Here is an 11,374-nt window from a genome sequence, read left to right on the forward strand (position 1 = left end):
GAACGACAGCGCGTCGCGGTCGAGGCCGTAGGCGGCCAGGTCCGGGTGGCGGCGCCGCGGGCGATCAGCGCGTCGACGAGGCGGTCGTGGAAGTCCGGGTCCGCCGGGTTGGGCCGGCCCCGGCCGTCGGGTTGTACACGGGGCCAGGCGATGGAGAAGCGGTAGGCGTCCACGCCGAGGCCGGCCATCAGGTCGACGTCCTCGGCCCGGCGGTGGTAGTGGCCGCAGCGGCTCCGTGGGACGGCGGTGGGCGAAGGTCGGCCCCGGCGCGCCGGGGCGCGGCCCATGATGGCCCGGTGGGTGTACGGGGTCCAGGGCTCGGTGTGCTTGTCCGAACATCGTTTTCTGGGTTAACAATTAGAATGGTTGGCTATGACAACCGGACCCGCGCCAGGCCGCCCCGAACACGGCTGGCTCCGCCGACTCATGGCGGCCTCGTGGCGGTATCGGAGCAGCGTGCTGATCGCGTTCGGCGCCTCCCTGGTGGGGATGGCCGTGACCGCGCTCGTACCGCTCGTCCAGCGCCGGGTGGTCGACGACGCGGTCGCCGGCGAGCTGGGCAACCTGGTGCCGCTGTCGATCCTGCTCGTGGGCGCGGCCCTGGTGACCTTCGGGTGCGCCTACGCCCGGCGCTATGTCGGCGGCAAGTTGTCCCTCGACGTGCAGTACGACCTGCGCACCCGGATCTTCGGCGCGCTCTCCCGTCTGGACGGCGCCCGGCAGGACGAGTTGCAGACCGGGCAGATCGTCAGTCGGGGCATCTCCGACGTGACCATGGTCCAGGGCTTCATGGCGATGGTCCCGATGATGACCGGCAACGTACTGCTGTTCGTCATCTCGCTCGGCGTGATGTTCTGGCTGTCCCCGCTGCTCACGGTGGTCTCACTCGCGGTGGGTCCGGGGTTGTTCGCGGTGGCCTACCTGTCCAGGAGGCGGCTGTTTCCGGCGACGTGGCAGGCCCAACAGGACGCCGCCGCGCTGGCCGGGGTGGTGGAGAGCGCGGTCACCGGGGTGCGGGTGGTCAAGGGTTTCGGGCAGGAGGAGCAGGAGTTGGCCCGGCTGGAGACGGCCGGGCGCACGCTGTTCGCGTCCCGGTTGCGCTCGGTGCGATTGAACAGCCGGTACACACCGACGTTGTCCGCGATCCCCGCGCTCGGTCAGGTCGGCGTGCTCGCGCTCGGCGGGTGGTTGGCGGTGCGCGGCGAGATCACCCTCGGTACGTTCCTCGCCTTCTCCGCCTACCTGGGCCAGTTGGTCGGCCCGGTGCGGATGTTGTCCGGTCTGCTGACCTTCGGCCAGCAGGCGCGGGCCAGCGTGGAGCGTATCTTCGAGGTGATCGACTCGCAGCCGATCGTGACCGAGAAGCCGGATGCCGAGGTGTTGCCGGCGGTCGCCGCCTCGGTCGAGTTGGCGGATGTGCGGTTCGGCTACGTCGCCTCGCGGCCGGTTCTGGACGGGCTGTCGCTGCGGGTGGAGCCGGGTGAGACCTTGGCGCTCGTGGGCACGTCCGGATCGGGCAAGTCCACCGTGTCGATGCTGCTCCCCCGGTTCTACGACGTGCAGTCGGGCGCGATCCGGGTGGACGGGCGCGATGTGCGGGACCTGACCTTCGACTCGCTGCGCGCGGCGATCGGGCTGGTGATGGAGGACAGTTTCCTGTTCTCCGACTCGGTGCGCGCCAACATCGCCTACGGCCGGCCGGACGCGACCGACGAGCAGGTGCTCGCGGCGGCGCGGGCGGCCGAGGCGGACGAGTTCATCCGCGAACTGCCCGACGGCTACGACACGGTGGTCGGCGAGCAGGGGCTGACGCTGTCCGGCGGGCAACGGCAACGGGTGGCGCTGGCGCGGGCGTTGCTCACCGATCCGCGCATCCTGCTGCTCGACGACGCCACCTCGGCGGTGGACCCCAAGGTCGAGGCGGAGATCCACGCCACGCTGCACCGGGTGATGGCGGGGCGGACCACGATCCTGGTCGCGCACCGCCGCTCGACGCTGGAACTGGCCGACCGGATCGCGGTGTTGGACCGGGGCCGGCTGGTGGACGTGGGCACGCACGACGAATTGACCGCGCGGTGTCCGCTGTATGGCCTGCTGCTGTCCGGTCCGGGCGACGACGCCGAGGGGGTGGACGCGCACCTTCCGTCGGCGCTCCCCGAGGCGGGGGCGGCCTCGGGTGGCGCGAACGGGGTGACGCCCGGGTTGTGGGATCGCGCGACGGCGTCCGATCGCCCGGCACGGAGTGCGAGCGCGGTGGCCGGTACCCAGACCGGTGGTGGTCCGGGGAGTTGGGCGGCGATGCTCCAGGCCACGCCCGAACTGCTGGCGCAGGTGGAGCAGTTGCCCCCGGCGACGGATACGCCCGACGTGGACGACGTGGCGGCGCGGCGCTCGGACACGGCGTTCGATCTGCGGTCGCTGCTGCGGCCGTTCCGCTGGGCGCTGCTGCTCGGGTTCGTCCTGGTGATCCTGGACACCGGGGCCCAGCTCGCATTGCCCGCGCTGATCCGGGACGGGATCGACCGGGGCATCGACGACGGGGCCACCGACGCGATCATGACGGTGTCGCTGATCGCCGTCGTGATCGTGACGGCGGACTGGTTCGTCAACGTCGGGCAGGCGATGGTCGCGGGGCGCACCGGCGAGCGGCTGCTGTACACGCTGCGGGTGAAGACGTTCGCGCATCTGCAACGGCTCGGTCTGGACTACTACGAACGCGAGTTGTCCGGGCGGATCATGACCCGGATGACCACCGACGTGGACGCGTTGTCCACGTTCTTGCAGACCGGGCTGATCAGCGCGGTGGTCAGTGTGCTGACCTTTTTCGGGATCATGGTCGCGCTGCTCGTGCTCGACTGGGAGCTCGGGCTGATCGTGATGAGCGTGTTGCCGGTGTTGATCGCGGCGACGGTGGTGTTCCGGTCGCGGTCGTCGAAGGCGTACACGGAGGCGCGCGAGAAGGTCAGCGTGGTCAACGCCGATCTCCAGGAGAACGTCGCGGGGTTGCGGGTGTCGCAGGCGTTTCGGCGCGAGGGGCGCAACTCGGAGCGGTTCGCCGAGCGCAGCGACGACTACCGCGCGTCCCGGCTTCGGGCGCAGCGCTACATCGCGCTCTACTTCCCGTTCGGGCAGTTCCTGTCCAGCCTCGCGGCGGCGCTCGCGCTGATCGTCGGGGCGCATCGGGTGGGCGGCGGGACGTTGTCGGCCGGTGCGTTGATCGCGTACCTGCTCTACATCGACATGTTCTTCTCGCCGATCCAGCAGCTCTCGCAGGTGTTCGACGGGTATCAGCAGGCGGCGGTGGGGCTGCGCCGGATTCGCGATCTGCTGCGTACGCCCACCACGACGCCGCCGCCGGCCACCGCGGTGCCGGTGCCGGTCGGCGGGCTCAAGGGCGCGATCGCCTTCGAGAACGTGCACTTCGCGTACAACGCGCCCGCGTTCGCGCAGACGGAGGCGGGTGTCGCGTCGGTGGCGGCGGGGTCGCCCGAGGTGTTGTCGGGGGTGACGCTGCGGATCGAGCCGGGTGAGACGCTCGCGCTGGTCGGGCAGACGGGCGCGGGGAAGTCGACGCTGGTCAAGCTGGTGGCCCGGTTCTACGACGTGACGTCGGGCGCGGTGACGGTGGACGGGGTGGACGTCCGCGACTACGACCTCGCGGCCTACCGGCACCGGCTCGGCATCGTTCCACAGGAGGCGTATCTGGCCCCGGGCAGCGTCCGGGACGCCATCGCGTACGGCCGCCCGGACGCCGGCGACGCCGAGGTCGAGGCGGCGGCCCGCGCGGTCGGCGCACACGCGGCGATCGCCGACCTGCCCGGGGGCTACCTCCACGACGTCGGCGAACGCGGCCGCAACCTGTCGGCCGGGCAACGCCAGTTGATCGCGCTCGCCCGGGCCTACCTGGTCGACCCGGACATCCTCCTGCTCGACGAGGCCACCGCCGCGCTCGACCTGGCCACGGAGGCCGCCGTCACCCGAGCCACGGAAGCCCTCACCGGCCGCCGCACCACCCTGGTCGTGGCCCACCGCCTCACCACCGCCGCCCGAGCCGACCGCATCGCGGTGATCGACCGCGGCCGCCTGGTCGAACTCGGCACCCACACCGAACTCCTCACCAGGTCCGGCCCCTACGCCTCCCTATGGGCAGCCTTCACCACCACCCCCAAACGCGCGGCCTGACCGGGCCGTTGCGGGCGGCCGGCTGGTTCGGGGAGGTGGCGCGCAGGTCGGGTGTGTCGCCGCAGGCGGTGTCGGTGTGGCATCGCATGGGGCGGACGGCGGGGCGGAGGCGTTGCGCCCGGCCGGGCCGCCGGGTGCCCACCGGCGTGTGCCGAACGAGGAATGCGCCGAGGTGGCGACGGTGCGCGAGGCGGCTCCGGCGCCGGCTGGACTACCCGGCCGGCGCCTGAGGCCAAAGCCGAACAGAAACCCAACCGCCGGCCGACACTTCCCAGCCCGGCCGGCGGTTGAGGCCAGGGTCTACTCGGCCGCGATCGAGCGGAGCACCGGCAGCCGCGCAGCGCGCGCCGCGGGGCGCGCTCCGGCCACCAATCCGCCGACCGCGCCCACCACGACCAGCACCGCCAACTGCACCGAGGGCACCGCGAACGGCAGCGCCGCCCCCGTGTTCGCGCCGCCGATCGCGCGAATCGCCACCCACCCCAGGAACAGCCCGACCACGAGCCCGGCCGCGGCTCCGATCACCGCCACGAGCGTCGACTCCCAGCGCAGCGCCGACCGCACCTGGGCCCGGGCCGCCCCGATCGCGCGCAACAGGCCCAGTTCACGGGTGCGTTCGTGGGCCGCCAGCGACAGTGTGTTGGCGATCCCGCCCAGCGCAATCAGCAGCGCCAGCGCAAGGAGCACGTAGACCACCGCGACCAGCGTCTGCAACATCTCCGCCCGGGCCGCCACGAACCCCTCCCGATCCCGCACCGGGGGCGCGCCGTAGTCCTTGGCGATGCGCTGCACCTCGGCCTTGACCGTCCCCGTGGCCACACCCGGCGCCAGCCGCAGCACCGTCGCCGCATCCAGGGCCGCGTCCGCGTGCGAATCCCACGCGGTGCGATCGATCAGATAGTCGCCGACGATCGCCGTGCGTTCGTACAGGCCCGTCACCGTGAAGCGCTGCCGGGCGCCGTCGGGAAAGGTGATCTCGGTCGTCGAGCCGAGCACCCAGCCGCGATCCTTCGCGGCGCTCTTCGACACGGCCATCCCGGCCGGGCCCAGTGCCGTCACCCGCCCGCCGGTCACGTCGAGGTTGAACAGCCGGTCCAGCCGGGCCGAGTCGACGGCGAGCATCTGCCGGCTGTGCCCGTCCACGAGCGAGGTCGCGTTGCGCAGCCCGCTCACCGCCTCGACGCCCGGTATCTGCGCCGTCCGGCTGGTGAGTTCGGGGCTGTGTCCGCCACCGGCCCAGCCGGCGGGCGAGGAGCCCCCGATCACCAGTTGCCCGGCCACCACCTTGCGGGTCTCCGCCCCGGAGCCCTCCTTGAGCGAGGCCGCGAACACCGCGAACACCGTCACGATCGCGATCCCGAGCAACATCGCCGTCGCCGCACCGGCGGTCCGACGCGGGCTGCGCAGCAGATTGCCCCGCGCCAACGCACCGGGCGCACCGCGCAGTCGCGGCAGCAGAGCGGTCAGCGGCCCACCCGCGGCCCGGATGCCCGCCGGGGCGACCAGCAGGACCCCCGCGAGCACCGCCGGCGCCGCGACGGCCAGGCCCACCATGCCACCGCCGACAATGCCCATGCCCAGCCCGGCCGCGAGCAGCGCCAGTCCCGTGACGAGCCGACGCCGCGGCAACCGCGCCTGCTCGGCGCCGGCACCGCGCAGCGCCGTCACCGGCGCCACCCGCGACCCGCGCACGGCCGGTACCAGCGCCGCGAACGCCGTCACCAGGATGCCCACCGGCAATACGGTCAGCGCCGTGGCCGCCTTGAACACCAACCCCCGAGCGGGCAGCGTGAAGCCGATCGAGGCGAACAACTCCTTCAGCCCGGCGGCCAGTCCGAGCCCGGCGGCCAGTCCGGCGGCGGACGCCACCACACCGATCAGCAACGCCTCGATCAGCGCCTGCCGCAACACCTGCCCGCGACTCGCGCCCAACGCCCGCATCAGCGCGACCTCGCGGGTGCGCTGCGCGGCCACCACGGAGAATGTGTGGTTGATCGAGAAGGCCGCGACCACCAGCGCGATCGCCGCGAACACGGTCAGGAAGGTGCGGAAGACCTTCAGAAAGCCGTCCTCGACGGCGTCGACCGCCTCCCCTGTGGCCGCCTTGCCGGGCAGTGCCTGGGTATCGGCGGGCAGCGCCCGCTGGATCCGCGCGGCCAACTCCTTCTGGTCGGTGCCGGCCACGGCCCGCACGGCGATCGTGCCGACCTTGCCCGGATCGCGCTGCACGTACCGGCGCGCGCCCTCGAGGTCGAAGGCGGTGTACGAGCCGCCGCCGAAGGCGTCCTCGTCGCCGAACGTGGCGACGCCGACGATCGTGACCGGGACCGGCCCCGGGGTCAGCACGGTGACCCGGTCGCCGGGGGCGAGGTGTCCCTGCTTGGCGGTGGCCCGGTCGATCACCACCTCGTCGGGCTTGGCGGGGGCGCGACCGGTGGCCAGCCGGTAGGGCGTCAGGGCCGGATCCGGCACCCAATTGCCCGCCGTCCGGGGGCCGTTGCCGGTGAGCGCCTTGCCGTCCTTGCCGACCACCTGGCCGTAGCCCTGGATGACCGGCTCGGCGGCGGCAACGCCCGGCACCGCCCGGACCCGGTCCACCAGTGCCGCGTCGATGCCGCCGCGCTGGCTGCCGGGCCGGTCGGTGACCGCGGTCGCGTTGCGCACCACCACATCGGTACCGGCGCCGCTGTCGCGGATCAGCCCGCCGATGGACGAGCTCATGGTGTCGGCGAGCACGAGCGCGCCGGAGAGGAACGCGGTGCCGAGCAGCACCGCGAGGGACAGTCCCACGAGCCGGCGTTTGCGGGCCCACAGGTTGGCGAGCGAGAGACGGATCAGCATCGGACGTCACTCCCCTCGAACGCCGACACCGGCGGCGACTCGATCGAACGCCTTCATCCGGTCCAGCACCCGGTCCGGCGTGGGCGCCTCCATGTGGTCCGCTATGCGACCGTCGGCCAGGAACACCACGCCGTCCGCATAGCCCGCCGCGACCGGGTCGTGGGTGACCATCAGCACGGTCTGTCCGAGTTCGTCCACGGCGTTGCGCAGCAGCGCCAGCACCTCGGCGCCGGCCCGCGAGTCGAGGTTGCCGGTCGGCTCGTCCGCCATCACGATCTCCGGCCGGCCGACGAGCGCCCGGGCCACCGCGACGCGCTGCTGCTGGCCACCCGACAACTCGCCGGGTCGGTGCTGCAACCGCTGCTCCAATCCGACCGCGGCCACCACCCGATCCAGCCAGGCCGGGTCGGACCTGCGCCCGGCGAGCGAGGCGGGAAGCACGATGTTCTCCAGGGCGGTCATGGTCGGCAGCAGGTTGAACGCCTGGAAGACGAAGCCGATCCGGTCCCGGCGCAGCCGGGTGAGCTGTCGGTCGCTCAACGAGCCGAGTTCGGTGTCGCCCAGGTAGACCGCGCCGTCGGTGACGGTGTCGAGGCCTGCCAGGCAGTGCAGCAGCGTGGACTTCCCGGATCCCGAGGGACCCATCACGGCGGTGAATCTGCCGCGGGGGAAGCCGATGGTGACGTCGTCCAAGGCGCGCACGGTGGTATCCCCCTCGCCGTGTACGCGGGACACGCGCACGGCGCGGGCCGCGTCGGGGACGGTGGGGTCGATGTTCGTGGTCATGACGATCCTCGCGAGGAATTGCGGGTGGACGGGAAGGAACGGGTGGCGCGCGGCGCGGATCAACCGGCGGCCACGCGCCGGCGTGTGGGAATGGAGGCGGAGGTCGGGCCGGATCGATCCGCGGCGGCGGTCGCGTCCTCGGCACCGCCGGGGCGTCGACGCGGCGCGGACCGGCCGCGGGATCGATCGCCGGACGGCTTGAAGACGGACAGCGCCGTGGCGACGATCAGCGCGACCACCTGGAAGACCACCAGGACGATGTGCCAGGTCTGCAGCGGCGGCAGCGCGTCCGCGTTTGCGTCGGGGGCGCTGTACGCGATCATCCGGTGCGCGAACTGGCTGATCACGCCCGCTCCGGCCACGATCACCGCGATGAGCAGCACGATCTTGACCTTGATCCACAGGTGGCGCCACAGGCCCCACGGCGTGTTCAGGCACAACAGCACGCCGGTGACCAGCGCGAGCACGGCGAACGGTATGCCGCCGGTGAAGACGAAGACGCGCATGAGCCGATAGGCGCTGTGTTGGAGGGCGCGGTCGTCGGTCGTACGGCCCACGACCGCGATCGCCAGCATCACCCACTCGATGCCCAGGAGCCCGACGGCGAAGACGACGTGCGCGGAGTTGACGCCTCGACGGACGGACTTCGAGTAGCGCCTGCTCCCGGTGGTCGGGGACGCGTTCACGGTGAGCCTCCTGGCATGCTGACGGTTGGGGACGCGCAGTCGGGCGGGTAGGCCCGGGCAGTGCCGGCGAGGGGTGGGATCCGGTGGGATTCGCGGCCTCGGCGACGGGTTCAACTCTTCCGTTTCGCGGAGCGGCCGGCGTCCAGCCGGGGGATGCACCGGGCCTGCTGCGCCGGCAGGTCGAAGGGCGGGTCGGCCGGTGCTTTCCTGCTCCCTGGGAAGCAGTCCACACGGCTTGATCTGCTCCCTCGGGAGCATCCGACAAGCCCACGCTCAGCCGACGCGCGGCGGCCCGGGCTCCCCCTACCGTTGATCACATGACGAGCCCCTCGAACCTCTCGCCCCGGCACCCGGGCTCTCGCCCCGGGCCGCCGTGGCTGCGCGCCTCCGGCCCCGGAGCGCGCTGGCTCGCACACGCCCTGCGCCCGATCCCCCGCGCGGTGCGCGACGTCGCGCTCGCGCTGCTGGTCTGTGCGATCCAGGTGGTCGCGATGGTGTTCGCGGCCCGACACCAGTCGGACGCCCCCCGGGGCCTGGACGTGTGGGGCGTGCTGTTGGTCGCGCTCGGTCCGCTGGCGCTGATCGTGCGCCGGCGGTATCCGGCCGCGGTACTCCTGGTGGCGGTCGGCGCGGGGCTGCTCTACACGATGCTCGACTATCCGCGCGGCCCGCTGTTCTTCGCGATGATCATCGCGCTGTGGGGCGCCTTCGCCGCCGGCCTGCGTCTGTTGGCGTATGTGGTGCTCGCGGTGGGCTACACGAGTTTCGTCTGGATCTCCCCGCTGGTGACCACCGAGTCGATACCCGCCACGGGAGTCGCACTGGGTATCGCCGCGTGGATGCTGGTGCTCGCGGGCATCGGCGAGGTTGTGCGACTGCGCCGCGCCTACCTCGCCGCCGAGGAACAGCGGGCCCGGGTGCAGTCGCTCGGGTTGGCCGAGGCCGAGCGCCGCCGGGCGGGTGACGAACGGCTGCGGATCGCCCGTGAGTTGCACGACGTGCTGGCCCATCACATCTCGCTGATGAACGTGCAGGCGTCGGTGGGCCTGGAGTTGATGGACTCGTCCCCGGAGCAGGCGCGCGAGGCGCTGACCGCGGTCAAGTACGCCAGCCGCGAGGCGCTGGGCGAACTGCGCTCGGTGCTGGAGATTCTCAAGGGCGACGCGGTGGACCGGTCCGGCCCCGACGGCGCCCCGCGCGCGCCCACCGCGGGGCTGGACTTGCTCGACGAGCTGGTCGCGCGCACCTCGGCGGGCGGCCTGACCGTGCGGGTCGAGCGCACCGGCACCACGCGGCCGTTGATCGCGGCGGTGGATCTGGCCGCGTACCGGATCGTCCAGGAGGCGCTGACGAACACGTTGCGGCACGCCGCGGCGAGCGAGGCGGTGGTGCGGGTCGGCTATGGGAAGTCCGGTCTGGATCTGACCATCCGGGACAACGGCCGAGGCGCCGCCGGGGCGCCGCGGCCGGCCGACGACGACGCACTGACCTCCGGCGGCAACGGTCTGCACGGCATGCGCCAGCGGGCCGCCGCGCTCGGCGGGCGCTGCGTGGCCGGGCCGGTGCCGGGGCGCGGCTTCCACGTGCAGGCACACCTCCCCTACGGTGAGCGCGCCGACGGGCATGATGGCGACGTGGATCCGCCGGTCGAGTCGGCGGCGACCGCCGGCGGTCCGGCACAGCCCAACGAGGGGGACGCATGATCAGGTTGGTGCTGGCCGACGACCAGGCGCTGGTGCGCGCGGGTTTTCGGGCCCTGCTGTCGGCACAGCCCGACATGGAGGTCGTCGGCGAGGCGGGTGAGGGCGGCGAGGCGCTGCGGCTCACCCGCGAACTGCGCCCCGACGTGGTGCTGATGGACATCCGCATGCCGGGCATGGACGGCTTGGAGGCGGCCCGGCTGATCGCGGCGGATCCGGCGCTCACCGCCGTGCGGGTGGTCATCCTGACCACATTCGACCTCGACGAGTACGTCTTCGAGGCGCTTCGCAACGGCGCGAGCGGCTTCCTGGTCAAGGACACCGAACCGGCCGAACTGCTGCGCGGGGTCCGGGTGGTCTCGGCGGGAGATGCGCTGCTGTCGCCGAACGTGACCCGCCGACTGATCGAGGAATACGCGGCCGGCGCACTGCGGCCGACCGCCGCGCCGGTGGCCGAACTCGCCCTGCTGACCGACCGCGAGCGGGAGATCGTCGCCCTGGTCGGCCGCGGCCTGTCCAACGACGAGATCGCCGAACGCCTGGTCCTCAGCCCCCTCACCGCCAAAACCCACGTAAGCCGCGCAATGACCAAACTGTCCGTCCGCGACAGAGCCCAACTCGTGGTCTTCGCCTACGAAACCGCCCTGGTAACCCCGGGCCACAGCACCCCCTGAACCCCCACCAGCCGAACAGCAGGCAACCACGCACAGGCGGACGCGCAAGAGCACCAACGCGCGAACGGGCAAGCACGCAAGCAGGTGGGCGAGACGAGCCGCCGAACAGGCGCAGGCGGCGAGCGAACCGACGGGCGGACCGGCGAGCAGGCGCAGGCGGCCAGGCAAGCGGCAAGCCGGCGAGCCGGCAGCCAAGCGGCCAAGCGGCCAAGCGGCCAGGCATGCCGGCGTGCCGACGAGCAGGCACCCAGGCAGCCGAGCGGCCAGATGAACAGGCGGGCGCCGGCGAACAGGCAAGCCGGCGGGCGGCCAAGCAAGCAGGCAAGCCCGCAGACGGGCGGGCAAGCAGGTGGGCCGGCGAGCACGCAAGCAGCCGGATGAGCGGGCGGACAATCAAGCCTGCGGGTGGGCGGGTAGGCGGTGCGGGTGGGTAGGGCGTGGGGCGTAAGTGTGTGGGTGGGTGGGGTGTTTGGTGGGGTGGGGGTACGACCGGAAGGGCGAGGTG

General features: G+C 72.6%; 6 protein-coding genes and 1 pseudogene. 3 read left to right on the plus strand and 4 right to left on the minus strand.

Going from position 1 to position 11,374, the window contains the following annotated elements; genetic code table 11:
* Positions 1-65: 65 nt before the first annotated feature.
* Positions 66-287: pseudogene (locus tag ACFXKZ_RS16325) on the minus strand (family 1 glycosylhydrolase); the annotation flags it as partial.
* An 85-nt stretch (positions 288-372) separates the two neighbouring features.
* Between ACFXKZ_RS16325 and ACFXKZ_RS16330 the strand changes: the two are divergent.
* Positions 373-4,182, plus strand: a complete 3,810-nt coding sequence (locus tag ACFXKZ_RS16330; RefSeq protein ID WP_380000834.1) for an ABC transporter ATP-binding protein — start codon at positions 373-375, stop codon at positions 4,180-4,182.
* Positions 4,183-4,482: 300 nt separating this feature from the next.
* Here ACFXKZ_RS16330 and ACFXKZ_RS16335 read toward each other — a convergent pair whose 3' ends face one another.
* From ACFXKZ_RS16335 to ACFXKZ_RS16345, 3 genes are read right to left on the minus strand one after another with little or no spacing between them, the layout of a single operon-like run.
* On the minus strand, positions 4,483-7,023 hold the full coding sequence (locus tag ACFXKZ_RS16335) for an FtsX-like permease family protein (RefSeq protein WP_380000836.1): 2,541 nt from the start codon (positions 7,021-7,023) through the stop codon (positions 4,483-4,485).
* Between the two features lie 6 nt (positions 7,024-7,029).
* Positions 7,030-7,809: an ABC transporter ATP-binding protein gene (locus tag ACFXKZ_RS16340; protein WP_380000838.1), complete on the minus strand. Its 780-nt coding sequence runs from the start codon at positions 7,807-7,809 to the stop codon at positions 7,030-7,032.
* Between the two features lie 59 nt (positions 7,810-7,868).
* Complete coding sequence (locus ACFXKZ_RS16345) at positions 7,869-8,495, minus strand: hypothetical protein (RefSeq protein ID WP_380000840.1); 627 nt, start codon at positions 8,493-8,495, stop codon at positions 7,869-7,871.
* A gap of 317 nt (positions 8,496-8,812) precedes the next feature.
* Here ACFXKZ_RS16345 and ACFXKZ_RS16350 point away from each other — a divergent pair, with 317 nt between their 5' ends.
* Both ACFXKZ_RS16350 and ACFXKZ_RS16355 read left to right on the plus strand, forming a co-directional pair.
* The gene (locus ACFXKZ_RS16350) at positions 8,813-10,198 is read left to right on the plus strand and encodes a sensor histidine kinase (RefSeq protein WP_380000842.1); all 1,386 of its coding nucleotides are present in this window, start codon (positions 8,813-8,815) and stop codon (positions 10,196-10,198) included.
* Positions 10,195-10,869: a response regulator gene (locus tag ACFXKZ_RS16355; RefSeq protein WP_380000845.1), complete on the plus strand. Its 675-nt coding sequence runs from the start codon at positions 10,195-10,197 to the stop codon at positions 10,867-10,869. The genes ACFXKZ_RS16350 and ACFXKZ_RS16355 overlap by 4 nt, the downstream gene beginning before the upstream one ends.
* The last annotated feature ends 505 nt before the right edge of the window (positions 10,870-11,374 follow it).

This window comes from Embleya sp. NPDC059237 (genome assembly GCF_042754105.1).
GTDB lineage: Bacteria > Actinomycetota > Actinomycetes > Streptomycetales > Streptomycetaceae > Embleya.

Bases quoted from the DNA above. Each gene is read 5' to 3' on its own strand.
- ACFXKZ_RS16330 (WP_380000834.1), top strand. From the start codon at position 373: ATGACAACCGGACCCGCGCCAGGCCGCCCCGAACACGGCTGGCTCCGC.
- ACFXKZ_RS16335 (WP_380000836.1), bottom strand. From the start codon at position 7,023: ATGCTGATCCGTCTCTCGCTCGCCAACCTGTGGGCCCGCAAACGCCGG.
- ACFXKZ_RS16340 (WP_380000838.1), bottom strand. From the start codon at position 7,809: ATGACCACGAACATCGACCCCACCGTCCCCGACGCGGCCCGCGCCGTG.
- ACFXKZ_RS16350 (WP_380000842.1), top strand. From the start codon at position 8,813: ATGACGAGCCCCTCGAACCTCTCGCCCCGGCACCCGGGCTCTCGCCCC.
- ACFXKZ_RS16355 (WP_380000845.1), top strand. From the start codon at position 10,195: ATGATCAGGTTGGTGCTGGCCGACGACCAGGCGCTGGTGCGCGCGGGT.